This is a genomic window from Stieleria mannarensis, from assembly GCF_014154935.1.
GTDB lineage: Bacteria > Planctomycetota > Planctomycetia > Pirellulales > Pirellulaceae > Stieleria > Stieleria mannarensis.
In genome coordinates this window covers 120,625-146,115 of the sequence record NZ_JACEHH010000002.1, presented here as the reverse complement: position 1 = coordinate 146,115, position 25,491 = coordinate 120,625, and the positions used below count along the sequence as shown (strand labels likewise).

General features: G+C 60.6%; 22 protein-coding genes. 18 read left to right on the top strand and 4 right to left on the bottom strand.

Features of this window, described 5'->3' with window-relative positions; translation table 11 throughout:
- Positions 1-100 precede the first annotated feature (100 nt).
- Positions 101-1,201, bottom strand: coding sequence for a formylglycine-generating enzyme family protein (locus tag H1B37_RS01895; protein ID WP_286177316.1), 1,101 nt, complete (start codon positions 1,199-1,201; stop codon positions 101-103).
- A 396-nt stretch (positions 1,202-1,597) separates the two neighbouring features.
- Here H1B37_RS01895 and H1B37_RS01890 point away from each other — a divergent pair, with 396 nt between their 5' ends.
- The 9 genes from H1B37_RS01890 to ribH all read left to right on the top strand — a co-directional run bounded on the left by H1B37_RS01890 (position 1,598) and on the right by ribH (position 11,320).
- Positions 1,598-1,954 (top strand): YbaB/EbfC family nucleoid-associated protein, encoded by a 357-nt coding sequence (locus H1B37_RS01890; protein ID WP_182864917.1) that lies wholly within the window; start codon positions 1,598-1,600, stop codon positions 1,952-1,954.
- Positions 1,955-1,973: 19 nt separating this feature from the next.
- On the top strand, positions 1,974-2,573 hold the full coding sequence (gene recR, locus H1B37_RS01885) for a recombination mediator RecR (protein ID WP_182864916.1): 600 nt from the start codon (positions 1,974-1,976) through the stop codon (positions 2,571-2,573).
- Positions 2,574-2,740: 167 nt separating this feature from the next.
- Positions 2,741-4,228, top strand: a complete 1,488-nt coding sequence (rpoN, locus tag H1B37_RS01880) for an RNA polymerase factor sigma-54 (protein WP_494546287.1) — start codon at positions 2,741-2,743, stop codon at positions 4,226-4,228.
- 261 nt (positions 4,229-4,489) lie between these two features.
- A complete protein-coding gene (locus H1B37_RS01875; protein ID WP_182864915.1) occupies positions 4,490-5,824 on the top strand; it encodes an excinuclease ABC subunit UvrC in 1,335 nt (444 codons plus the stop codon).
- 386 nt (positions 5,825-6,210) lie between these two features.
- On the top strand, positions 6,211-7,680 hold the full coding sequence (locus H1B37_RS01870; protein ID WP_353620757.1) for a class I adenylate-forming enzyme family protein: 1,470 nt from the start codon (positions 6,211-6,213) through the stop codon (positions 7,678-7,680).
- A 62-nt stretch (positions 7,681-7,742) separates the two neighbouring features.
- The gene (locus H1B37_RS01865; protein WP_182864913.1) at positions 7,743-8,459 is read left to right on the top strand and encodes a zinc ribbon domain-containing protein; all 717 of its coding nucleotides are present in this window, start codon (positions 7,743-7,745) and stop codon (positions 8,457-8,459) included.
- 19 nt (positions 8,460-8,478) lie between these two features.
- Positions 8,479-9,162 (top strand): dephospho-CoA kinase, encoded by a 684-nt coding sequence (coaE, locus tag H1B37_RS01860; protein ID WP_182864912.1) that lies wholly within the window; start codon positions 8,479-8,481, stop codon positions 9,160-9,162.
- A gap of 180 nt (positions 9,163-9,342) precedes the next feature.
- The gene (rho, locus tag H1B37_RS01855; protein ID WP_182864911.1) at positions 9,343-10,857 is read left to right on the top strand and encodes a transcription termination factor Rho; all 1,515 of its coding nucleotides are present in this window, start codon (positions 9,343-9,345) and stop codon (positions 10,855-10,857) included.
- Positions 10,850-11,320 carry a 6,7-dimethyl-8-ribityllumazine synthase gene (gene ribH, locus H1B37_RS01850; RefSeq protein WP_436298054.1) on the top strand — a complete coding sequence of 157 codons (471 nt, stop codon included), beginning with the start codon at positions 10,850-10,852 and terminating at the stop codon, positions 11,318-11,320. Before rho ends, ribH begins: the two co-directional genes overlap by 8 nt.
- Positions 11,321-11,521: 201 nt before the next feature.
- On the opposite strand, the gene H1B37_RS01845 is transcribed toward ribH, so the two are convergent.
- Positions 11,522-13,438 (bottom strand): DNA gyrase/topoisomerase IV subunit B, encoded by a 1,917-nt coding sequence (locus H1B37_RS01845; protein WP_182865054.1) that lies wholly within the window; start codon positions 13,436-13,438, stop codon positions 11,522-11,524.
- A gap of 59 nt (positions 13,439-13,497) precedes the next feature.
- Positions 13,498-15,927: a DNA gyrase/topoisomerase IV subunit A gene (locus H1B37_RS01840; RefSeq protein ID WP_182864909.1), complete on the bottom strand. Its 2,430-nt coding sequence runs from the start codon at positions 15,925-15,927 to the stop codon at positions 13,498-13,500.
- 337 nt (positions 15,928-16,264) lie between these two features.
- Between H1B37_RS01840 and H1B37_RS01835 the strand changes: the two genes are divergently transcribed.
- The 6 genes from H1B37_RS01835 (at position 16,265) to H1B37_RS01810 (ending at position 19,957) form a co-directional block, all read left to right on the top strand.
- Complete coding sequence (locus H1B37_RS01835; protein ID WP_182864908.1) at positions 16,265-16,414, top strand: hypothetical protein; 150 nt, start codon at positions 16,265-16,267, stop codon at positions 16,412-16,414.
- Entirely contained in the window at positions 16,411-17,025 is a 615-nt protein-coding gene (locus H1B37_RS01830) for a hypothetical protein (RefSeq protein ID WP_182864907.1), read from the top strand. Before H1B37_RS01835 ends, H1B37_RS01830 begins: the two co-directional genes overlap by 4 nt.
- A 57-nt stretch (positions 17,026-17,082) precedes the next feature.
- Entirely contained in the window at positions 17,083-17,445 is a 363-nt protein-coding gene (locus H1B37_RS01825) for a hypothetical protein (RefSeq protein ID WP_182864906.1), read from the top strand.
- A gap of 290 nt (positions 17,446-17,735) precedes the next feature.
- Positions 17,736-18,629, top strand: coding sequence for a tetratricopeptide repeat protein (locus H1B37_RS01820; RefSeq protein WP_182864905.1), 894 nt, complete (start codon positions 17,736-17,738; stop codon positions 18,627-18,629).
- Between the two features lie 10 nt (positions 18,630-18,639).
- Positions 18,640-18,909, top strand: coding sequence for a WXG100 family type VII secretion target (locus H1B37_RS01815; RefSeq protein WP_182864904.1), 270 nt, complete (start codon positions 18,640-18,642; stop codon positions 18,907-18,909).
- A gap of 505 nt (positions 18,910-19,414) precedes the next feature.
- Positions 19,415-19,957 (top strand): hypothetical protein, encoded by a 543-nt coding sequence (locus H1B37_RS01810; protein WP_182864903.1) that lies wholly within the window; start codon positions 19,415-19,417, stop codon positions 19,955-19,957.
- Positions 19,958-20,072: 115 nt separating this feature from the next.
- Here H1B37_RS01810 and H1B37_RS01805 read toward each other — a convergent pair whose 3' ends face one another.
- Entirely contained in the window at positions 20,073-21,044 is a 972-nt protein-coding gene (locus H1B37_RS01805) for an ABC transporter substrate-binding protein (RefSeq protein WP_182864902.1), read from the bottom strand.
- Positions 21,045-21,380: 336 nt separating this feature from the next.
- Between H1B37_RS01805 and H1B37_RS01800 the strand changes: the two genes are divergently transcribed.
- The 3 genes from H1B37_RS01800 (at position 21,381) to nadA (ending at position 25,421) form a co-directional block, all read left to right on the top strand.
- Complete coding sequence (locus tag H1B37_RS01800) at positions 21,381-23,348, top strand: hypothetical protein (RefSeq protein WP_182864901.1); 1,968 nt, start codon at positions 21,381-21,383, stop codon at positions 23,346-23,348.
- 95 nt (positions 23,349-23,443) lie between these two features.
- Positions 23,444-23,962 carry an adenine phosphoribosyltransferase gene (locus tag H1B37_RS01795; protein WP_182864900.1) on the top strand — a complete coding sequence of 173 codons (519 nt, stop codon included), beginning with the start codon at positions 23,444-23,446 and terminating at the stop codon, positions 23,960-23,962.
- Positions 23,963-24,257: 295 nt separating this feature from the next.
- Positions 24,258-25,421, top strand: a complete 1,164-nt coding sequence (gene nadA, locus H1B37_RS01790; protein ID WP_182864899.1) for a quinolinate synthase NadA — start codon at positions 24,258-24,260, stop codon at positions 25,419-25,421.
- The last annotated feature ends 70 nt before the right edge of the window (positions 25,422-25,491 follow it).

Genomic DNA, 25,491 nt, shown 5'->3' with positions numbered 1-25,491 from the left:
CAGAGCGTGGTCGACACATTGGTTCCACCTTCTGGCGAAGGTAGCTACGGTTCCACCTTCTGGCGAAGGTAGCTACGTTCGTTCCGCGCCGGTCGGCGACCTATTCCTCCGGATCCTTTTGTTCCGGTTCGGTCTTGTCCCATTTGGCGGCCTTGGCCTCGGGCGCGGGCTCTTCCAAGGGGCGGACGATGCGGAATCCGACCGACAAGGCATCGGTGTGGTACCAAATGCTCTTGGGTTCCTGCGGATCCTGTTCTTTCCATTCGTCGCTGGACGCCTTTCGAGCGGCGCTGCGCAGCATTTCCGGATCATCGTCCCAGCCGCCGCCACGAACGACGCGCGGGTACAGCGTCTTGGGGATCACCAGGGGATCGACCGATTCGGTGATCGAATCGTACGGCGTGTACTGGTCGAGCACCCATTCGGAAACATTGCCGTGCATGTCGTGCAGGCCCCAAGGGTTGGGCTTTTTCTGGCCGACGCGTTGGTAAGTGTCGTCGCTGTTGTCAAAGAACCAGGCGTGGTCTTCCAACTGATCGACATCGTCGCCGAACGAGTACGGGGACCTCGTCCCGGCACGGCAGGCATATTCCCATTCCGCTTCGGTCGGCAAACGGTAGTAGCGTCCGGTTTTCGCAGACAGCCATTTGCAATAGGTGCGGGCGGCGTGTTGGGTCATGCAGATCGCCGGGTAGTCTTCGCGGCCCATCCCGAAGCTCATGTCCGTGTAGGGCTCGGTCGGCTTGGAGACGCCGTCGACGGCCAGGTCGCGCGGCGTGGGCTGGATCGCCAGCATCTTTCGCATCCGCTGGTCGACTTCTTCGTTCCAGACGTCGTACTGCTCCCATGTGATTTCGAACTTGCCCATCCAGAAGGGCGAGATTTTGACGGTCCGCTGCGGACCTTCGTTATCGCCCCGGTCGTCTTCATCGTCGGGGCTGCCCATCACGAATTCGCCGCCCGGGATGGGGACCATTTCGATGCTGAATTCCGTGTGCTCGATCGGCTCGGCATAGGCTTTCATCTCGGCTTGGGTCGACGCGACGGCGTCGGCGACCGGCAACGGTTCCACTTTGACGGGGGCCTCGGCGAATACGGGACCGATGGCCAACAGACAGACAAACGCGGCCGAAGCCGGCCGAATGGAGACGGAGATCGTGCGGTGAATCACTGTGGTGGGGCTACCAGAAACTAGGAACAAACGGACATCGGTTTGCAGTGTAACGCAATTATTGAATCGCGACGCCAGCATATCGGATCGGAGGCGTTCGGTGGGCAGGGGGCTGGGAACTGGCACGGGGCAATAACGGACACTGGTGCTGGCGGTATCCCGGCCGCGACGCTTGGATGTAGCTACGCTCGCCAGAGCGTGGGCGAGCGTCCTGGGAACCACCTTGTGGCGAAGGTAGCTACGTTGAAATCGGTGGCATTTTAGCAGCCGGCCGGTTGCGGTGCCGTCGTTTCGGAGACTTTCCCGATTCGCTACAATTTCAGCCGCTCTCGAGCCGCCGTCACCGGGCCCTCGCGGGCCTCCCTTTGGGGGCCGGATCGGCAGCCTGAATTTCCTTCGTTTTCCGCACTCGTTTTCTGCAATCACATGTTTAAAGGACTTGGCAATCTCGGCAACATCGCGTCCATGATGGCCGCATTCAAGGATTTGCCGCAAAAGATGCAGGAATTGAACGCCCGCATGCAATCCGAACACGTCCGCGGCGATTCCAGCTGCGGCCGGGTGTTCGTGATCGTCAACTGCGTCGGGCAGGTTCAATCGGTGAACATCACCGACGACGGCATCAGCAAGGGCGAAACCGAACAGGCGGTGGTGGAAGCGGCCAACGCTGCCGGCGCGGTGGCCAAGCAGACCTATGCCGAAGCAATTCGCGAGATGGTCAACGACATGAACCTGGATATCCCCGGTGTCGACGGGTTCCTGACCTCGATGATGGGCCGCTGAACACCAGCGAGCGTGTGACGTGGAAAAGCATGCAGGTGCCGTTTCTGAACTGGTCGACCAACTCGGCCGACTGCCGGGGGTGGGCAGGAAAAGCGCCGAGCGGCTGGCGTTTCATTTGTTGCGGGTCCCGGAGGCCGAGGCGATCGCGCTGGCTGAGGCGATTCGTCGCGTCCGCAGCGACATTCGCTACTGCCAGGCGTGCTTCAACCTCTGCGAAGAAGAACTCTGTTCGATCTGCCGAGACGACCAACGCGACACCACCCGATTGTGCGTGGTGGAACAGCCCCGCGACCTGATGAGCTTGGAGCAATCCCAAGCCTTCAACGGCTTGTACCACGTGCTGCTGGGGCGGATCGCGCCGCTGGACGGCATCGGGCCGGACCAATTGACCATCGAATCACTGGTCGACCGGGTCCGCGACGGAAATTTCACCGAAGTGATCATGGCAACCAACCCCAACGTCGAAGGGGACGGCACGTCGTTGTACATCAGCAATTTGCTCGCAGAGTATCCGGTCCAAATCACCCGGCTGGCCCGGGGGATCACCGCCGGCAGCGTGTTGGAATATGCCAATCGGGAAATGATTGCCGATGCGATGATGGGTCGCCAAAAACTTTAATCGCCAAAATCAGTGACTTTGGCACACGATATGCTCGCGCGGCCCGCAAAAACGCGTATGATAAGACGCGAGCCGAAGATCGCCGGTAGAGCCCGCGCAGGAATGTGGCCCGCGGCGGCGAACGTGCATCTAAACGTAAAATAGCGGATCTCATGAGCGGAATGCGAATGTCGATGGGCCTGCAGGCCCGAATGGTCCAGACCCAAAAGCTGGCCCCACGGATGATCCAGTCGATGGAGATTCTGCAATTGCCGATGCTGGCGTTGCAGGAACGCATTGAACAGGAGATGAACGAAAACCCCTTGCTGGAACAGCAGGAAACCGAGCCGGCGTCGCCCGAAGACGGGGACCTGGCGCCCTCGGCGGACACCCGCAGCGAGGACGAAAAGGAATTGGTCGTCGACGACAACGGCGACAACTCGGACGACTTCGAGCGACTGCAGAACATGGTCGCCGAGCTGCCGAGCACCTTTGACGATTCCTTTCGACGCTCCGCCGGCCGGATGCAAGAGGAAGCCGACCGACGGCACGACCTGATGGCCAACGCCCAGTCGCGGCCCGAATCGCTGAACGATTTTCTGCTTCACCAGCTGGCCGAACTGGACATCGATGACGACGTCGAACGGATCGCCGAGCGGATCATCAGCACGCTGGACGCCCGCGACGGAGGCTACTTGCGGACTCCGCTCGCCGACCTGCTACCGAGCGACCACACGGCCGAAAACTACGAGGTCGCCGAGCGGGCGCTGAAGGTCGTGCAGTCACTCGAACCGACCGGGATCGCCGCCCGATCGTTGAGCGAGTGTTTGCTGATGCAGCTGCGTCCGGAATTCGAACACTTTGAGGAGATGGAAAAACTGATCAGTTCGCACCTGGAGGATTTGGCCGCCAACCGCTTGCCACAGATCCAAAAGGCCACCGGGTATTCCATCGAATTGATCCAGACCGTGCGTGCCGAACTGCAAATCTTGAATCCCAAACCCGGCGCGGCGTTCATGGAAACATACGTCCCCAATGTGACGCCCGACATCATTCTGGAACAGGACGAAAACGGCGACTACAAGATCACGTTGGACGATGACCGCGTGCCGTCGTTGTACATCAGCGAGTATTACCGCCGCCGGCTTCAAGACCGATCGTGCACCGAAGAAGAACGCGAGTACATCAAACGAAAGATCAACAGCGCCCAATGGTTGATCGAATCGATCGAACAGCGACGCAGCACGCTGACCAAGGTCGCCGAAGCGATCGTGGCACACCAAAAGAAGTTCTTTGACGAAGGCCCCGAAGCCATCGAACCGCTGAAGATGCAGCAGATCGCCGAGAAGGTTGGCGTGCATGTGACGACGGTCAGCCGGGCGGTCAACGACAAATGGATGCAGACGCCTCGCGGGATCATCCCCTTGCACCGGCTGTTCGTCGGCGGCACCCAAACCGATGACGGCGAAGACGTGGCCTGGGACACGATCCGGTTGAAGCTGCAAGAGTTGATCGACGGCGAAGACAAACGGGATCCGCTGAGCGATGAAAGCCTGGTCAAGAAACTGGCCGAAGAAGGCATGACCGTGGCCCGACGAACGGTGACCAAGTACCGCAAACGCATGGGAATCCCCAGCAGCCGCCAACGCAAAGACTGGTCGCTGGCGAAGAAGTGAGCCCCATGGCAGGATCGAGCGCAGCGAGAGGCAGAGGCACCAATAAGACAAAACCCGCCGTGGCAGCGGTCAAGCGGTTTTGGGAATGAACCCTCCCTGGAAGGGAGGGTCGAGCGTAGCGAGGGGAGGGTCGATTCGTGGCGTTTGGGTCGATCCGAGCCGCAGCGGACCCTCCCCGGGTCGTCGCTCACTCCTCCGCGACCCTCCCCGAGGGAGTGTGGGAACCGCACGCTTCAACAGGGAGGACTGCTGGATAACTTGATGACCGACTCCCCCGACAACACACCGACCGGTTTTGACCAGGCCGCCGCCAAGGTCAAGACGTTCCCCCAGTCGCCCGGCGTCTACCTGATGAAGGACGACGCCGGACGGGTGATCTATGTCGGCAAGGCAAAGAATCTGCGCAGTCGCGCCGGCAGCTACTTCTTGAAAGCCGCCGCCGAGGACGCGCGGACGGCGCCCTGGATCGGCGAAATCGCAGACATCGATTACATGGACTGTGACAGCGAAGTCGACGCGCTGTTGATGGAGTCGCGGCTGATCAAGGACATCCAGCCGAAACACAACAAGGAACTCAAAGACGACAAGACGTTCCCGTACCTGATGATCACGACCCGCGAGGAGTTTCCGCGGGTGGAAGTGACGCGTGAACCCAAAGCGAAAGGCGTCAAACTGTACGGGCCGTTTGCCAGCGCCGGCGCACTCCGCGGCGCGATCCAGGTGCTGCAACGGATCTTCAAATTCCGCACCTGCTCGCTGGACATCTCCGAATCCGACGAACGTTGGAAATGGTTTCGCCCCTGTTTGCTGGCGAGCATCAACCAGTGCACCGCGCCGTGCAACTTTCGCATCGGCAAAGACGACTATCGCCGCGACATCAAGCGGCTGCAAACGTTTCTCGAAGGCGGCAAACGCAAGCTGATCAAGGAGATGCGTGATGAAATGATGGCCGCCAGCAAGGCGATGGATTTCGAACGCGCGGCCATCGTCCGCGATGAAATTCAAATGCTGGAACGACTCGAAGAACGCGGCGAACTGGACACCCACGCTCAACCGGAGGTCTTTTACATCGACCCCAAAAAGGGACTCGCGGGTCTGCGCAAGGTCCTGGGGCTCAAGGAAACACCGCGGGTGATCGAAGGCGTCGACATTGCCCACCTGGGCGGCGGCCAAACGGTCGCCAGCCTGGTGCAGTTCATCGACGGATTGCCCTTCAAACCCGGCTACCGCCGATTCAAAATTCAAGACGTCGCGGGGATCGACGATTTCCGCAGCATCTATGAGGTGGTTTCACGGCGTTTCCGTCGACTGAGCGATGACAGCGATGCGTTTCCCGACATCTTGCTGATCGACGGCGGCAAAGGGCAATTGAATGCCGCGATGGCGGCGTTCCGGGATCAGGACATCACCCCGCCGACGGTCATTTCACTGGCCAAACGCGACGAAGAGATCTTTCGGCCCGGCGAAAGCGAACCGCTGAGGTTGAGCAAGAATTCGTTCGCGCTGCGATTGCTGCAATACGTCCGCGACGAATCCCACCGATTCGCCCAGCACTATCACCACATCCTTCGCAACAAATCGACGTTCGATCGCTGATCGCTGTCGCGGCGAAGTGCACGAGGTGCTTTCCGCGACCGCCCGGGTGGGCCGTCGGAGCTGGGAAAAAGACCTCATCGCGCTCTCCCCATTTTCCTAGCTGCCAAATCTTCCTACCCTAGGCTCGGTCTGAAGATCATGACGCCGTGGCGATTCGGGCGAAAAGAAGTCGGGCAGAGGCGCTGGTGTCTAGCCTTTAGGCGATTGCCGGTCGCTGCTTGGCAGCGACCGTGGGCGGCTAAAGCCTGAACACCAGCGATTGCTGCGTCCCTTTTGACGAATGCCCGCGGCATTCAACCCCCGTCCCCTTTTCGCTCGCGGCGACTTTTCCGATCGAGCCTCAATCCCCTTGGTATCTCCCCGACCGATCGTTCCCCGGCTGTCGTGTGCCCCAGTCCCTTCGCACCCTGATCGACGCGTTTGAGAGAAATGCGAAGCGCATTTCCGATGGTCGGGCGTTTCTACTGCTCGGGCAGCAATGCCTGACACCTGCGGAGCCCCCCGCGCCGCTGGAGTCCGTCACCTGGGGTCAGTTGGCTCGCTGGGTCCACCAGGTTGCGGTCGAGTTTCGCACACACTTCCCCAGCGTCGCCCCGATCATGCACGTGGTGCGAAACACTCCCGAGGACGTCATCGTGGCGCTGGCGTGCATGGCTGCGGGGTTCGTGGAAATCCCCGTCGACGTCGACGGCGGACCGGATTATCTGGCCAGCTGTCGCCGCAAGTTAGATTGCCATTGGCTGGACGACGCGCAAAAGCACCAGCTTGTCCGCCGCGGTTACATCGCGTCCATGAGCGGCGGTAGCGACCCGCCGCTCGCCGTGCCGTCGACGGTGCAGCCCGACGATGATGCGTTGGTGCTGTGGACCAGCGGCACGTCGGGAGAGCCCAAGGGGGTGGCGCTTTCGCACGAAAGTCAGTTGCTCAATGCGGCCGCCAAATTGCGTGCCGTCCCACAATCCGAATCGGACCTGCGGCTGACGGTGTTGTCAATCGCCCACGGTTATGCGCGAACGTGCGACTTGGGAACCTGGTTGTTATCCGGTTGCACGATGGGCATCGCGCGGGGATTTGACGGCTGGCAACAAGCTTGCGATCGGTATTCGCCGACACTGTGCAATCTGGTTCCCAGTTTGGCCGGCCGCGTGATGGACTGCGGCCCGATCCCGCCCTCGTTGCGGCTGATCGGTTGCGGCGGCGCGGCGATGACGCCGGACCAGTTTAGGCGGTGGCGCGAGCGTGGCGTGACCGTGATCCAAGGATACGGTTTGACCGAAGCCGGGCCGGTGATCGCCAGTCAGACGCCCGAGGATTCAATCCCGGGTCACGCCGGACGACCGGTCGATGGCTGGCAAATTCGATTGGACGATGGGCGTCTGTTCGTTCGCGGAAAGCACTTGATGCGTGGCTATTGGCTGGATCCAGAATCGACCGGGCGTCGGATCGACGCGGCCGGTTGGCTTGACACGGGGGACCGCGTCCGGATCTGTCCGAACTCGGGGCAATTGAAAATCTTGGGGCGCTGCGACGACCGAATCGTGTTGTCCAACGGGCACAAGATCGACCCGTCGGGGCTGGAGCAGCAGTTGGCGGCGATCCGCGACGTGCGGACCGCGGTCGTGGTGGCCGATCCGGAACGCCGCGGGGTGGAGTATTGGATCGAGACGCCCCACGAGGTGCTTCCGTTGGAAGAGATCGACGCGATCGTCCGCTCGCTGCCACGTTGGGAACGGCCGAAACATGTTCGGCGTCTGATCGTGCCTGAAGCGTCCCGCGACCGGTTGTTCAATCGCAAGGGGGCGATTCGACGATCCGAAATGCTGCGGCATCTCGATCGGTCGACGGGTTCCTGCTGAGTGGCCGGCGGCGGTATCATGGTGCCCGCTGGTGACACATTCTCCTCGGGATACTGAACTTCATGGCCGTCGACAACAAGACACAATTCGAAAGCGCCTTACTGCGACGTTTGCACTCGTTGCTCTTGCAGATCGACGACTTGGAGGGCCAATTGGATCGCGGGCCGCGGCAGATCAAGGCGGGCGAGAGCATTCTTGATGGCTGCCGCGACGCGCTCGAAGCGGCCAAACAAAACGTCAAAGACGCCACCATCGCCTGTGACGAAAAACAGCTCCAATTGAAGACCCGCGAAGATCGCATCGAGGGCTTGAAAGCCAAATTGAACACGGCGGCCAGCAACAAGGAATTTGACCTGCTGAAAGAGCAGATCGCCGCCGACCAACAAGCCAACAGCGTTCAGAGCGACGAGATCCTTGAAGGGCTGGAACGAATCGACGAACTCAACGAAGCTGTCGCCGCTGCCGAAAAAGACTTGGCCGAGAAAACCGCCGAGCACAAAAAGCGGGTCGAAGCGGTGGAAAACCGAATGGTCGTCGTGCAAGCCGATTTGGACCACGTCCGCAATGAGCTGACCAAAGCGGAAGCAGAAATCCCGGCAGCGGCCCGCTCGGAATACAAACGCTTGATCGACGGCCGTGGTGAAGAAGCGTTGGCACCGATCGAAGACGATTCCTGTGGCGGATGTCACCAGACGCTGACCACGCAGATGGTCGATCGCGTCCGTTTGGGATACTTGACCCACTGCCCGGCCTGTTCAGCCTGGCTGTATTCTACGTAACCGGTCGAAACGATTTGCGATGTTGATTCTGGGAATCGTCGGATCGCCGGCCGGCGGCAAATCCTCGGCCGCCGAATTCCTTGCGTCGCTGGGAGCGGAGTGGATCAATGCCGATCTGATCGCTCGCGAGTTTCTGGGCCGACCCGACGTGGTCGCAACGCTTGCGTCCCGATTCGGTGACGGGATTTTGGCCGCAGACGGCTCGATCGACCGATCCGCGTTGGCCGACCTGGTGTTTGGTAACGATTCGGTAAAACGGGAAAACCTTGCCTTCCTGGAATCGGTGCTGCACCCGCTGACGCGTCAAGAAATTCGGCGGCGGATCGCCGAGGCGGCTGACCATGGAAAGGAGGTCGCGTTGCTGGACGTGCCGCTGTTGTTTGAATCCGGCTGGGATCGAAGCTGCGACCAGATTTGGTGTATCGACGCGACGCGTGAAAATCGGTTGTTGCGCAGCAAAAAACGCGGCTGGGACGCCGCAGAATTGGATCGGCGAGAATCCAATCAGATGCCGATAGAGACGAAATGCCGACTCAGCAATCTTGTTATGCGCAATGACGCCACCTTAGACGCTTTGCATCAAAATCTGCGTTTACAGTGGCGGCATCTCGCTAGAATGCTATCACGTGGCGACGCCCGAGCGGCCGCGAATTCGCCGCCGACAACGCGTCACTGCACGTCCGACCAGGACACGAATTCGTGAATCGGTGCCCCGAAACTGGCCGGCGAGCTTTCGCCGATGTTAACATTTCCGTTACCCTCCACCGTTGGGCCGGTTCCACCGGACGGTTCGACACCTCCTCCTGCCTCCCTCCTCGTTGCAGTTCGCTGCCAGACCCCCCACTCTTCTTCTTCCCATGCGTCCTCCCCGGGCGCCAGAATCATGCAATCCAATCGGCCTTCGGGCGACGAACACCGCGGTGACGGCCGCGGCTCCAAACGTCACGGCGGATCCCGCGAGTATTCCGGTCAGCGCCGCCAACGCCAACAACGACACCCCGACAAGGTCGTCGATCGACGGATCCGGGAACTTGACGCGGAACGCGATCCGCTGTCGCTGCCCGAAGAAATCGTCAGCGAAGCGACCAAAGTCGGCAAACGCGTGGGAATCCCGTCGGGCGAAGACGGCCCCCAGCTGAATCTGGCGCAACTGCAAGAACTCGGCGACCCCACGCTGCTAGAGATGGCTCGTGAGGAAGGCATCCCGGACTTCGACCAGATGTCCAAGCAGGAGCTGATCTTTGCCATTTTGAAGCACCGCATGAAAGTCGGCGGGCTGATGTATGGCGAAGGCACTTTGGAGATCCTGCCCGACGGGTTCGGGTTCTTGCGCAGCAGCAAGCACCACTATGTCTCCTGCCCGGACGACATTTACGTTTCGCCCAGCCAGATCCGACGCTTCGGGCTGCAAACCGGCAGCCACGTGGCCGGCCAGATTCGCCCGCCCAAAGAAAACGAACGCTACTTTGCACTGCTGCGAATCGAGGCGATCAATCGTCGCGATCCGTCACAACGTAGCGCCGCGATCCCGTTTGAAGAACTCACCCCGCTGCACCCCGACCGTCGGATCATGATGGAACACGAAGGCGGCGAGATGTCGACGCGCGTGGTCGACATGCTGACGCCGATCGGTTTCGGGCAACGCGGATTGATCGTCAGCCCGCCGCGAGCCGGTAAAACCGTCCTGATGCAAAACATGGCGCGGGCGGTTCTGACGAATTATCCCGAAGCCTACGTCTTTATCCTGTTGATCGACGAACGCCCGGAAGAAGTCACGGACATGGAACGCGAAGTCCGCGGGCCACAGTGCGAAGTCATCAGCAGCACCTTCGATGAACCCGCCCAGCGACACATCCAAGTCGCACAGATGGTGATTGAGAAAGCCAAGCGGATGGTCGAAGCCGGAGTCGACGTGGTGGTGTTCCTCGATTCGATCACACGCCTGGCCCGCGCCCACAACAGCGACGGTGAATCAACCGGAAAACTACTCAGCGGTGGCCTGGATGCCGGTGCGATGCAAAAACCCAAGTCGATTTTCGGCTCGGCACGTAAGACCGAAGAAGGCGGGTCGTTGACGATCATCGCGACCGCTCTGGTCGACACCGGCAGCAAGATGGACGACGTGATCTTTGAGGAATTCAAAGGCACCGGAAATCTGGAAATCGTCTTGGACCGATCCTTGGTCGACCGACGGATCTGGCCGGCGATCGACATCAGCCGCAGCGGTACACGCCGCGAAGAGATGTTGTTGGACCAAGAAGAATTCAAGCGGATTTCCGCACTGCGTCGCGGTCTGGCCGAAGTCTCGCCGGTCGATGCCATGGACGATTTGATCAAACGATTGCGAAAAACACAAAACAACGCCGAGTTTTTGCTGAGTGTGAAGGATGTTGACTGAGATAACCGGGATCGATGGCAAACTTCCCTCCGGGACAATTGTCATCATCGCCAGCCGCTATAACGAAGGCATCTGTGATTCGCTGGTCCGCGGAAGCGTCGACACGTTGACCCGCGCCGGGTTTGCCCCATCCGATTTGGAAGTCATCCGCGTGCCCGGCGCCTGGGAATTGGTCATGGTCGCTGCGAACGCCCTGGACCGAAAGGAAGTGTTGGGCGTCGTCACGCTGGGGTGTGTGATCAAAGGCGAAACGACGCACGATGAACACATCAACCGCAGCGTCAGTGATGCGATCATGCAGTTGGGCGTTCAAACACGCAAACCGATCGGTTTCGGATTGCTGACCTGCAACACGCTGGAACAGGCGCTCCAACGCAGCGGTGGCACGGTCGGCAACAAGGGTGACGAAGCGGCCGACGCGGTCCTGGAATTGTTGCGACTGGGAGAGAAACTGAAGGCTTGAACGTGGGGCGATGCTGTGGTGGCGTCAGGCAGTGGGAAGGCAGAATAATACGGGGCAGAATAATACGGGGCAGAATGATACGGGACATTGCCCGATCACTTTTCCACACCATCATTTCCAACGCCCGCAAACAGCCCTTCCATCATTCTGCCTTCCATCATTCTGCCCCTCATCATTCTGCCATCCTTCTCTCCCAAGCCCCTAAACATCCACTTCGGCGTCGGCAGCGCGTTCCATGATGAATCGGAACCGGGCTGACGCGTCGCGTCCCATCAGGTCGCTGATCACGCGGTCGGTTTCCAATTGGTCATCGACTTCGACGCGTAGCAGTTGGCGTTGGGCCGGATCCAGGGTGGTTTGCCAAAGCACTTTGGGCATCATTTCGCCCAGGCCTTTGAAGCGGGTGATTTCCGGCTTGGCCCGTCCGGCATGTTTCTCCAAAATCTCTTCGCGGTGGGCGTCGTCTTTGGCCCAAAAGGTTTCTTTGCCGAGATCGATCCGGTACAGCGGCGGCACGGCGATGAACAGCCGACCGTCGGAGATCAACTGGGGCATGTGCCGGTAAAAGAACGTCAACAACAGCGTGGTGATATGGTGACCATCGGAATCGGCATCGGCCAACAGGATGATGCGTCCGTACCGCAATCCGCCGATGTCCATTTTGGGTCCGATGCCGCATCCGAGTGAGGCGACGACATCCTGGATTTCCTTGTTGTCCAGAATCTTTTTCAGCGTCGCGCTTTCGGTGTTCAGGACTTTTCCGCGGAGCGGCAGGATGGCCTGGTAATTTCGGTCCCGGCCTTGTTTCGCACTGCCGCCGGCGGAGTCGCCTTCGACGATAAACAGTTCGGATTCCATTTTCCCGCCCGACAAACAATCACTCAGTTTGCCCGGCAGCATCGTGCGTTTGGCGCCGCCCTTGCGTGAGACGGCTTCGGATGCGGCACGGGAGGCCGCACGGGCGCGGGCGGCGGCGATGATCCGCGCGATGATGGAATCGGCGATTGAGCGATTACTGTTCATCCATTGTTCGATCTCGCCACGCACCGCGGCTTCGACCATGCCCTGGACTTCCGGGTTATTAAGCCGGTCCTTGGTTTGGCCTTGGAACTGGGGTTCGCTGACAAAAACCGAGACGATCCCCACCATTCCTTCGCGGATGTCTTCGTGGGTGATCTTGACGCCGCGGGGCGTCAGGTTGTGTGTGTCGATGTAGTTCCGCACGGCTTTGTTCAATCCGCCGCGGAAACCGTTTTCGTGGGTCCCGCCGCTGCCGGTCGGGATTCCGTTGACGTAGCTGCGGACGTGTTCGTCGGTCGATTCGGTCCACTGCAAGACGACTTCGATGCGCATGTCGTCGTCGACCGAGTGGCTGAACGGCGTCTCGTGGATCGGCCGAGCCTTGCGTTCCTTGAGGACTTTTTTCAGGTAGTCGACGATGCCGTGTTCGTGGATGAACGATTCTTTCGTCTTGGCGACTTCATCGACGTAGGTCACTTTGACGCCGCGGTGCAAGAAGCTGGCGGTTTCCAAGCGGGCGCGGATGACGGCCGAATCGAAGCTGGTTTTGGGAAAGATTTGCGGGTCGGGCGTGAACGTGATCGTGGTCCCGCTGCCGCGAACGGCCCCTTTCAGTTTTTTCAGTTCTGACGTCGGCTTACCGCGTTCAAATTCCATCTTGTACTGCGCGCCGTCGCGACGGACGACCGCTGTCAATTCTTTGCTGAGCGCGTTGACGACCGAGGCGCCGACGCCGTGCAGACCGCCGGCGGTCTTGTAGTTTTGCCCTTCGAATTTGCCCCCGGCGTGCAGAATCGTCAGCACCATTTCCAGCGCCGGTTTCTTCGTCTTGGGGTGCTTGTCGACCGGGATCCCGCGACCGTTGTCGGACACCGAAATCGTCTGGCCGTCTTTGTGAAGCGTGACCACGATCTCACTGGCGTGACCGTTCATCGCCTCGTCGACGGAGTTGTCAACGATCTCCCAGATCAGATGGTGCAACCCCGCACTGCCGACGCCGCCGATGTACATGCCCGGGCGTTTGCGAACCGGATCCAGGCCTTCCAGGGCGACGATGGCATCGGCGTTGTAATTCGTTTTGGTCGCGATTGCTGACATAAACACTCATGTTCCACGAACATGGGAACGAGAAAATTGAAACTTGAAACTTGTGAAATTCAATCGTCTTCGAAGGGTTCCGGCGCGGCGACCGGCGGCGAAATGATCTTGGCGATCTTGCCGTTCTTCTGCAGTTCGACGCCCTTGCCGCCCCGGCTGGTGACGCGGTACTTGGCGGTCGAAACGGTCTTCTTCGCGCCGCGGTTGGTCTCGATCGTCATCAGATCGCGATCCCCCGTGCTGGCTTTGAATCCCAGCAAGCGATCGTCGTCGGCCAGCCGGATCAACATCACCCCTTTGCCGGCACCGGACAGGTAATTGATCTCTTCGGATTCACAAATGATCGCCCGGCAGTTTGCCGAAACGGCCAGGATGATCTCGCTGCCGGTGATCGCGACGACATCGACGATCGCGGCGTCGCCGGCAACGCGGGCGTAGCGGCGACCGCTGCGGGTGGACGGTTCGGCAAAGGGGGCCAGTCCGAACCGCAAGGCGTAGCCGTTGCTCGATGCGGCAAAGCCGTGGACCTCGGGACAGTAATCGGGGTGCTTGGGGTCTTCGTGGATCTGGCCGATCCGCCGCGGGTCGAACGAGATGGCCGCGATGATGCGTTCGCCGTCCTTCATTTTGAACAGCTTTTGAATCGGTTCGCCGAACCCGGTCGAGGCGGGGATGTCGATGAAGCGGGTCGTGTAACAGACGCCGAGTGAGGAGAACAGGCCCAACGTGGCGCGGGTGCTGCCGCCGACGCAGGCGAGCACCGAATCGCCTTGACGCAGCCGGCTTTTGGAGGGATCGACGATCTGTTTTTGCCGTTTGATCCAGCCGTCTTTGGTGACCAGGACGTGACAATTCTCGGCGACGATGAAGTCTTCGGCCGAGTATTCGATTTCATCATCGACGGTGTTGATGGCGGTGCGTCGGCGGCTTGCCGCGTCGCGTCCATATTCACCGACCAGCCCCTCGATTTCTTCGCGAACGATTTTCCAGCGTCCCGAGGCGTTGGTGTCTTTGGTATCTTCGCTCAGCAGTTTGCGGATCTGGCGGGCGCGTTTCTTTTTGTCCTTCAGCTCGTCCAGGATCAAATTGATTTCCAGACGCGCCAGACGATACAGTTTCAATTCCAGAATCGCGTCGGTCTGCTCGGCGTCCAAGCCGCCTTTGCTGGCCGGAAACCGCTTCATGATCTTTTCCGCCGCGTCGGCTTTCCCGTCCGATTGGCGAATGATTTTGATGATTTGATCCAGGGCATCAAAGATCAACGCGAACCCTTCGAGGATATGGATGCGTCGCTCCAGCGATGCCAGCTCGTTTTCCAGGCGACGCGTGACGACTTCCAAGCGAAAATGCAGGAAGTGCCACAGCATCTCTTTGAGCGAAAGCCGCTCGGGGGTTCCCAGTTCGGGGTTTTCGGTGGGGACCAGGCACGTCAGGTTGACGTTGAAGTTCTTTTGGAAATCCGTGTGCTTGTAGAGGAACGCCAGGACTTTGTTTTCGTCGGCGTCTTTCTTGAGCAACAGGTCGATGCGGATTTCGTCGGTCGACAGGTCCCGGACTTCGGTGACCAGCGGCAGTTTTCCGTCGAAGACCAGTTCGCTGATCCGTTCGACCAGCAGGGCTTTGTTGACGGTGTAGGGGATCGAGTCAATTTGCATGACCTTTCCCGCACGGCTTTTGGCGCCGTGCTTGATGGTGCCGCGCAGTTTGATCGTGCCCTGGCCGGTCTGGTAGATCTCGCGGAGTTCTTCCTTGGTGTTGATGATCTGGCCGCCGGTGGGAAAATCGGGGGCCTGGACGGCGTCGTTGGCGACGAGTTGGTAGTCTTTGATTTCCGGATCGCGCAACAATTTCAGCAGTGCGTTACAGATCTCGCGCAGGTTGTGCGGCGGGATGTTGGTCGCCATCCCGACGGCGATTCCGGTGGCACCGTTGAGCAACAGGTTGGGCAAGCGGCTGGGTAGAACGACGGGTTCTTCGCGGCTGCCATCATAGTTGGCCTTGTAGGCGACGGTGCGGGTGGCCAGATCGGCCAGGACTTCGCCGGCGACCGGGGTCATCCGACATTCGGTGTACCGCATCGCCGCGGCGTTGTCCCCGTCGACGCTGCCGAAGTTGCCGCTGCCGTCGACCAGCGGCATCCGCATGGCAAACGGCTGTGCCATCCGGACCAGGGCTTCGTAGATCGAGCTGTCGCCGTGGGGGTGGTAATTACCCATCACGTCGCCGACGACCTTGGCACACTTGCGGTGCTTGGCCGTGCTGGACAGCCCCTGCTGGTGCATCGTGTACAGGATGCGTCGCTGGACGGGTTTCAGCCCGTCGCGGACGTCCGGCAGCGCGCGGCTGGTGATGACCGAAAGGGAGTAGTTGAGGTAGCGTTCCTGGGCGGCTTGGCGCAGCGGGACGGCCGTCAAGAGCGAGTCTTCGACGGCGTCAAACAACGACTTGCCGTTCTTTTCCGATTGCTTGCGGGGACGACGTTTTGCCACGCGATAGGGGTCCTTGTACTCAAATGATTGGCCGTGATCTCCACCTTCTCCATCGGCCGCACGGTCACGCCGATTTGCTCAAGTTAGGGTAGATAGGGCGAAAATTCTAGGGCGAGGGGAGGGGGCGGCAGGCGATCGCCCAATGCCACCTACTTGATGAGCCGACGGCTGCGGTCGCTGCGGCGGGAGGACTTTAACGGTTGGCCGGGTCGAACGGCAATTGCGACCGACGCCGGTGCTAGCGGTGCTGAGCATTGATCCGAAATCGCCAGCGCGAGGCGGCAAGCTATCGTGGCGGGGGATCAGGCGCCGAAGAACAGAACCGTGTGAAGGGTGAATGCCCGCATCCGGCCGGCCGCCATCGGGCGTCCCCGTCCCGGGTGGCCTGTGTTCGCCGACACGGATTGTCGGCGACGAACCGCACCAGGCGGTCGGGCGAGAACGGAATCAATGGCTGAACTATGGGTTCGGAGGAACCACCGGATGAAACTTCGATTGACAAAACACTTCCCTGCCGCCGCCGCGGTGCTCTGTCTGGTCGCTTCGGCCTCAAACGCCCAGGCACAAACCGAATCGTTTATCGTTTCCAGCCAGGTCGTCAGCGACACCGCCCTGCCGGCTGAAGGCGGGTACATCGGCGATTTGGCCTCGGCATCGATCGGCGATACCAACTGCAGCAGTTGTCAAACCGATGGCAGCGGCGTGTGTGTCAGCGGCGACTGCGGGATCGGCTCCGGGGGTGGCGGACTGCTCGGAAAACTCGCCACTGGATGCGGCGGGCAGGACGGCGCCGTCTGCCAAAACCGCCAGTACGACCACCAGGACCTGTTCTACAACTTTTACTCCGGCGGCGATTGCAACACGGCCAACGCCCAAATGTACATTTCGCCGCTGCCCGTGCCCCACTTCGTCGGCCACACGTTCAACACGTACCAGCCGCTGTACCCGCACGAATTCATGTACAAGCACCACGACCGATACCACAACGTCTACGACAACGGTCGTGGCATCAATCGCACGAAAATTCATTACGGGTACCCGCCGGTCCGACGTGCGATGAGCAATCTGTACTGGAACAAATTGCGTTTGCCGCGCTGATCCGATTCGGCCGGCCGTCACTGAACCACATCACTCTCCACCCACCGAGATAAACCCATGCGTAAGCTGCTCGTCCTCGTTGCGTGCCTGGCGACCGTCCAGATTGCCGCGCAATCCAACGCCACCGCCGGCGGGCCGGGGATCTTTCAAAAGAGTCCTCCGGTCAGCCATCCTTGGCATGGCGGTTACTATCACCAGAGCTGGGGCCAGCCGCTGGCCGTGGTGGTTCCGCCGACGGCCAACCAGCGTCAAACGTACTCCTGGGGCGTCAGCCAGAACCTGATGTACCCGATCGGGTCGCAGTTCGGTCGCAACGCACCGGGCCACGGCGCCTCCGCCCGCGGCGCGTTCCGACCGACGCCGCCTTGGCCCAGCCACACCGACCAGTTCGGGTACTACTACATCCGGGCGCCCTGGTAGGGTCCGGCATGGCGCCCGCGGTCTCGCCCGCCGGACTGCGATCGACGAGCGTAGCTACGCTCGATGCGAGCGTGGAACTTCCCCGGGAACCACCTTCTGGCGAAGGTAGCTACGGTTGATTGATTTCCGCGTGGCGCCGACCTGCAATCCCGACAGGCTGGAAGCCGATCCCGCCGACCGCGGATTTGCATCCAGCCGCGTTTGCGTTCAAACTGGAAAGCGGGCGCGGTTGTCTGCCCCGATACGCTTTTCTTTCGCAACGTGTTTTTCTTTCGCAGCGCGGGAAACCGATGTCCGACTCCGATTCAAAGACCGCTTCCTCCGCGGGGCAGCCGTCGGCATCCGCAGAGAGATTCGTCGAATCGGGCAACCCCAATCTGAGCCCGCTTGACGGTGGGCGTTGGCGACCGGTCAGCCCCGGTGAGTTGCTGCGAAAGAACGTCCCCGATTCGCAGGACGACCTGGACGACGAGCAACGTGAACACCATCGCACCGTCCAGCTGGAACGACGCCAGGAACTGGAACACAAGCTGAAAGCCAATCCGACCGACCTGGACGGCTTTCTGGAACTCGCCGCCATCTATCGCAGCGAGCATCGGCCGCTGGAAGCGAAACGGTTGCTGCAACAGGCGACGCAAATCTTTCCCGACGAGGAACGGATCACGTTCCAGCTGGAAGAGGCGATTCTTGCGCGGTCGCTGCAACAATACCGCGAGGTCAGCGACCTGGCGTCCCGGTTAAAAACCCCCGAAGCCGATCGCGAACTCGAACGCAGTCGCGGCGACTGGGCGATGCGACGGATCGAGGTGTGCGAGGCCCGGTTGGCACGCGACCCGTCCCAGGTCCAACTGCGGTTGGCGATGGCCGATGCGAAATTCGACGCGGAGATGTTTGATGACGCGTACGCCGAGGCCGGGCACCTGTTGGAAGTGGATGAATTCTCACCACAGGCACATTTTCTTCGCGCCCGATGTCTGCTCGCGCTCGGCAAAGACCTGCCGGCGATGAAGGAGTTGCGTGCCGTGGCGCTGCGAAGGTCCGTCGTCGCGCCGGACACGTTGCGCCTGGCCAGTTTGAAACTGCTCTGCGATCTGGCCGACAAACACTCCCTGGATGCCACCGGACATCAATACCACGCTCACCTCAAACGCCTCCAACAGACCGGTTCACAATCCAAGTCCTGAGACCCCAACCATGAATCAAGCCGTCGTCGCCCCCGAACAACTCCGACAATTCGCGTCCCATCTCCATCGCTTCGTCGAAGAACTCAAAGAACGATCGACGGCGCTCGGCACCCAGATGAATCAGCTGGAACAAACCTGGCGTGACGAACAACAACGCAAGTTCGCCGGCGAATTCAGCGAACAGTTGCGACAGCTCTCACGGCTGGTCAAAACGACCGAGCAACACATTCCCTACCTGCTTCGCAAGGCCGAACAAATCGACGCCTACCTGGGCAGGTGACCGGCGGACGAGTTTTCACCGTGGGGGATTGGTGGATTTAATTTCACCGAGCGCCCTCAGACTCAGCCGTCTGTCCTGCGGGCACTTCATCATTCTGCCCCGTATCATTCTGCCCCGTATCATTCTGGCATCCCCCTCCTGATTCTCTTCAACGTGTCAGGACGCTGTGGCACGGCAGAGCCTTCGTACCGCTGGGGGGGACTTCGCGTGACGGCTCCCCCTCATCTCGACGGCAACCGGGCTCTGCCCCCTCCTCAAAACGTTGTGAGCGGACTGAGGAGCCGTCATCGTCGCGTTTTTTCACTCGATTTGACCACAACGGGCGAGCGACCTGTGCGGTGGTGGGGCATGTTTCACGCGTTGCCTTTCTTGAGTGCCCGCTCCGCGCAACCGTGTTTCGCAGCGAGCCGGTTCAGATGCGTGCCGAATCAGCAAGCGGTGAATCGGTAGGGCCATTCGATGGGTCTGGCGAAACATTCGCGGAGTGGAGGTCGGTGCTTTATCCATGCAGTCAGCGCGTTTCAGATTATTCACCTGCGTCGCCGCAACGGTACTGAACCTGTTGTTGGTGGGGCTTGGTTACTACCTGTTCGGTCCGGTGGCCGCGTTCGGTTTTGGAGCGACGTTTGGGATCGCGATATTCGAGGTGGTCCTGTGGATCTTCCGCCGCGGCCAAACCAGACGGCGGGAGCGTCGCATCATGACCGCCGTGATCGTGATCGCGACGGTGACGGGTTTCGTCATCGGTTGGGACTCCTATCGAAACGGACTGCACGAAACGCGCGCCCGGGTCCGCGAGGCGAACCGATTGCGATCTCAGCTGGAAAACCAACCACAGTTTGACCTAGTCATCATCTCCTATCACGCGCCGCCGCTTCAGACCGATGAACGACTGTCGGTCCACGGCTACGTCTCCAGCCCCCAGGACTTGGACTCGTTGCAGCAGATGGTCTACAAGGACCGCGAGTGGAAAGTGGAATGGGATGTCGGATTGATGTCCGAGCGTCCGCCGAAGCGTTCGGCAACCGATGGCCCCTCGATCAAGTAGGCACCGCACCGTAGTGGACGACGCGAGGAGTCCTTGCGGTTCGCAATCCGAACGGACTCGCCGCCTCGTCCACGCCTCGGAAAACCAAGCGGACAGGGGAGACGAGCGGCTTCCGCTACTCTAAAAACTCCAGCGTGTAGCAGTCTTCCACACGCACCTCTTCCGCGTCGACCAAATCCAACGATCGAAGCTGGTCAAACAACTCACTCCATCGCTTGGCCGTCATCGTGCCGACGCTTTCGACGCTTGCATCACCGGGCATCGCCAGGTCCCGCATGACCTCCGCTCCGAACGTCAGCGCCTCCTCGGTCATGCCTTCTTGGTTCACCTTCAAGATCGCGGCGTTTCCCTGGCTGCCATCGGTCAAGTAATCGCGCCAACCTTGCCGCGTGACCGCGACGAATCGTCGAACCAAATCCGGCTGCTCGCGAATCAGTTTTCCGGTCGTCACCAGCACGCTTGAATACGGATTGAATCCCAAATCGCTGACCATCAAGGTGTTGACCGGAACGCCCTGCTGCTGTGCGAGCAACGGTTCGGCACAGCTGTAAGCTTGGATCACGATATTGGGGTCTCCCACCAGGGACGCGATGCTGCCGTGATAGGGCACTTCCTTGACACCGTCCAAGATGCCTTTGGAACGCATGAATTCAACAAACGCCCGGCCGGCTTGGCGTTGCAGCGTTTTTCCTTGCAGGTCCTCAAACGACTCCACGCCGCTGTCCTTGCGGGCCAAGATACAGCGAGGGTGATTCTGCATCGCCGCCATCACGGCGACCACGTCGATTCCCTGTTGGCGATAGAGGATGACATCGTCCGCGTTGGCGATCGCAAACTGGGCTCGCTCGAGTGCCAATTCGGGACCGATCGGGGTGGCCCGCCCCCCGGGCTGGATCGTGACTGCGAAATTCGCCGATTCGTACGATCCATCGGCCAGGGCTTGGAACAACCCGCCGTGTTCCGATTCGGGGTACCAGTTCAATTGGACCTGGACCGGTGTCCCCTCGTCGGCTGACGGCGGCGGCGTGGAACCACAACCGGCAAGGATGGCGAGGATCACAAGATAGGAAAGATGCAAAGGCTTCATTAGTTTTTGGCAGACAGGTTGCAGACAGGTTGCAGACAGGGGGACCGCGTGAATTCCCGTCGGAGAGCGGTCCGGCCAGGAGCGCGTTCTCAGAATGATTGCAATGTATCAATCCCCGCCGGGTCCGTGCAGCTTGCCACCAGCCCGTCCGGTCATCGCGCGTGAAACCTCTCTTTACGTTCGCCCGGGGGTGCCGTTACCTTGTCATGAAACACGCGCCGAAAATCCGTCTGAGCCGTTTCGTATTCGGTTTTGTTGGTCTCATTTGGAGCTCAGTTCATTGGGTCTGGCGTGAAACGGATTTGAAGTCCAATCGTTTGTTCAGGGAAGAAAGTCATGGGCGAAACCATTCGATGCTTGATGGTCGCCGTTATCGCACTGATTTCGATCGCGGGAATCGAGCGGGCCGAGCTTGCCGCCCAAGGTCCCGGTGGCGGTTTCGAGATTCCGAAATCACTCTCGGGAGCGTTCGGCGAGTCGACGCAGGGGCGGGGTGAATCCACGGCCACCAGCAGCGGATCAACGTCTTCATCGATCGGATTGCCCAATTTCACCGGCGGCGTCGATCCCCAGCGTGTCGGCCCCCGCGCCGGAGGCCCCACCACCGAACCGACCTCCGCTCGCGACCGGGCTTGGCTGAGTGAACTCGCGCGCAGCGGCCAATCCCGTCCGACCACCGAACGCGTCGAATCGAACAGCTTTGGTGTCCCGACATCGACGGCGACTCGCAACGAGCTGCGAACCAATCAAAATCAAAACACGATCGCCACCGTCGGCGCGACCCAGGATCCACAGAGCCGCGAGGCGCAGATGATGGCGGCCGCCCGAGACAGCGGCAGCGGGGCAAACACCGGGGCATCCAACAGCACCGGGGCATCCAACAGCATTGGATCAACGACGACTGGCGGCTCATCGCGAGGTTTCGGCAGCCTGCCATCGGGCGTTCGATTGCCCAACCAAAACACCACGTCGGCCAACACTTCCACGTTCGGCAGCGAGTTCGCTCGCAACGCCACTTCATCCTCGGCCGCCGCATCCGCCTCCGACCCATCCGCGCGTCCCGTGTTTGGGCCGCCGACGGCCCAGGAAGCCAATTTCGATCTGTCGCTCTACAACGCCAACAACAGCGCATCGAGCAATCCCCCCAACACAGTCCCGCGACAAACGTTCGGCCAAAGCAACAGCGGCACGACGGCCCAGCAAAACCTGACACTCCCCGGGCGATTCGGCGGCACGCCGGCGCCGGATACCTCCGCGGCCGGCGGATCATCACTGGGAATGCCGGCGATGAATTTCCCGGCAACCGACACGACCGCCAATGCGGCAATCACCACCGCGGCCCCCTCGCTGCCGACCAGTTGGACCTACGACCAAATTGCACAGCTGGGGCGTTTGTTCGGGATTGAGCCGACCGATTCACGGATGCGCGACAAAGCATTTGTCAATGATCTGTACGTCAGCTACCGCGAGTACCAGGCAAAGCAACAAGCGGCCCAGGCAGCCGCACAGACGGCCTCACAGACCACCATCGCCGCTGGCAGCCAGACACAATTCACCAACCCACCGATTCCGTCACTGGGTACTCCGTCGCACCCCTTTGCCAACGCGGACCAGCCGACGAGCGATCCACGTTTTGCCAACTTGAACGGGGCCAACACGGCAGCAACGGCAACGGATCGGTGGGGTTCGTCGGCGGCCAGCCCCTCGCGCCGCCCTGATGTCGATCCGCGATTGAGCCAAAAAGACATCGATGGCTTGCCGCCGGGGGCTTGGTCCTATGACAAGTACGGAAACCCGATCGACAAGGAACGCTACGTCTTGGATCGCTTCGGCCAGCGTGTTGACGAAGAGACGCAGTGGGAGTTGACGATCGGGCGAAAGCGGCGTCAGGAAGAAGAACGCCTGGCGCGACTGGACGCCGATCGAGCTCGGCTGGGACTGGCGTCCGAATCATCCTCCACACGACCGGGCAGCCCGAGCGATCTGGCAGCATCGACCGGACAAGCCGCGGGCCCGGCAGCCCCCGGATCGGGCTCGGCATCGGCCAGGCGTCCGCCGAGTACCGGCGAAGTTGCCAGCGAAGCTCCCACGATGGGCAATCGCGTCCCGCCAACGGACCGAGCAGGGATTGCCGGCCCCGCCAGCGCGATCGGCCGCTCCAACCCCTATGTCAACGTCTTCCTGCTCTGCTCGTTGGTCGCCAACGCGTTTCTATTCATTTCGTTGCACCGGCTGTGGTACCACCACCGTGATCTGATCGCGTCCAGCCGAATGGCCGCCAGCGGAATGTCCAGCAACGATTGAAATCGACACGGCAACCGCGCCGGTCCGCTACCAACGGGGGCTCGATCAAGCTACGCTTTTGGCGTTCAGCCATCCGACACGCCAAAGACGCTTCGATGACGATTGACCTCAAGAGTTTCATCCGCGATATCCCTGATTTCCCCAAACCCGGAATCGTCTATCGCGACATCGCCCCCCTGCTGCTCAATCCCCAGGCGTTCAAGGCGGCGACTGAGGCGATGGCGGCTCCCTTTGACGGCGAAACGGTCGATGTCGTCGCCGCCGCCGAAGCCCGCGGGTTTATCTTTGCCGCGCCGCTGGCCTTGCACCTCAATGCCGGGTTCGTCCCGATCCGCAAACCCGGCAAGCTGCCCTTCGACACCCATTCGCACTCGTACGACCTGGAGTACGGCAGCGACGAACTGCACGTCCACATCGACGGCGTGCTACCGGGCCAACGCGTGATCATCGTCGACGACCTGCTGGCCACCGGCGGGACGATGCAAGCGTGCTGCAAACTGCTCGAACGCTGCGAGGCCGAAATCCTGGGTTGTTCGTTCTTGATTCACCTGTCCGACCTGAAAGGGGAAAGCCGGCTGCAGCCCTATCGCGTCGAATCTGCGATCATTTATTGAACGAATGCGTAGGCGATGCGCCCCCGACCCGCGACGTGTTCGGTCGTTTGGTGTTTGCGGCAGTCACACTCCCTGCCAAGGTCGTGTGGTTTTTAGCCTCTGATAAATCAGGCGTTGACGCCTTCACCCTCCCCCGGGGAGGGTCGCGGAGGAGTCTACGCTCGGAGCGGGGAGGGCAGCACAGTTTCGCAGCGAAACCGCGGGCGGGAATCGAAACTTTTCGGCAAGTCCCGTATAATGCAGGTTGCGGTTTGCCCCACTTCCTGGTGACTTTAGTAACAAGAAAGTAGTTCCATTGACGACGCCCACGCTTCCCACCGTCAACCCCACCCCTGCCCCCCAAGCGGCCCACGAACTGGCGCCCTACAAGACGCTGTCCAATGAGGAGCTGATTGCCAGGATCACGGCCGTGCGTGAAGAGCTGGGCGATTCGCTGCTGATCCTGGGGCATCATTACCAACAGGATGAAGTCGTCGAGCACACGGACCTTCGCGGCGACAGCTATCAGTTGTCCGAGATGGCCGCGCAGAGTGAAACGTGTCGGACGATCGTGTTCTGTGGTGTGCACTTCATGGCCGAAACGGCCGACATCCTGGCCAATCGCCCCGAGAAACTGGCCAGCCGCGGCGGGCAGCGCGTCCGTGTCATTTTGCCGGACATGGCCGCGGGCTGTTCGATGGCCGACATGGCGGCCATCGCCCAGGTCGAAGCGGCCTGGGAGGACATGTCCGACGTGATCGACACCGAACGTGTGATTCCGGTCACGTACATCAACAGCGCCGCCAGCTTGAAAGCGTTCTGCGGAAAACACGGCGGCATCGTCTGCACCAGCAGCAACGCCCGTGCGGTGCTCCAGTGGGCGTTTGAGCGCGGCGACCGCGTCTTCTTTTTCCCCGATCAACACCTGGGGCGAAACACAGCCCTGACCATGGGAATCGGCGAAGACCAGATGCCGGTTTGGGATCCGTATGAATTGGAACTCGGCGGCAACGACGAACAGGCGATCCGTGACAGCCGCGTGATCCTGTGGAAAGGGCATTGCAGCGTCCACCAGATGTTCCGCCCCGAACACGTCGCACAATTTCGCCAACAACACCCCGGGATCAAGATTCTGGTGCACCCAGAATGCCCGCGTGAAGTCAACGATTTGGCCGACGTCTCAGGCAGCACGGGATTGATCATCAAAACGGTCAAGAACAGCCCGCCGGGAACCAAATGGGCGATCGGGACCGAGTTGCACTTGGTCAATCGACTGAAAGCCGAACACCCCGAACAGGAAATCCATTTCCTTAGCCCCGTCGTCTGCATGTGCGCGACGATGTACCGGATTGACCTGCCGCACCTGTGTTGGTCGCTGGAAAACCTGCGGGAGGGGACGCCGGTCAACACGATCGAGGTACCCGAGGAGGTTCGCAAGTGGAGCCTGGTCGCTTTGGAGCGGATGTTGGCGGTCAAATAGCCGTCCCCTACGACCGGCACAGGCCGCTCAAGAAAGACGAAAGGCAGAATTTCACCATGCCGAATTGGGG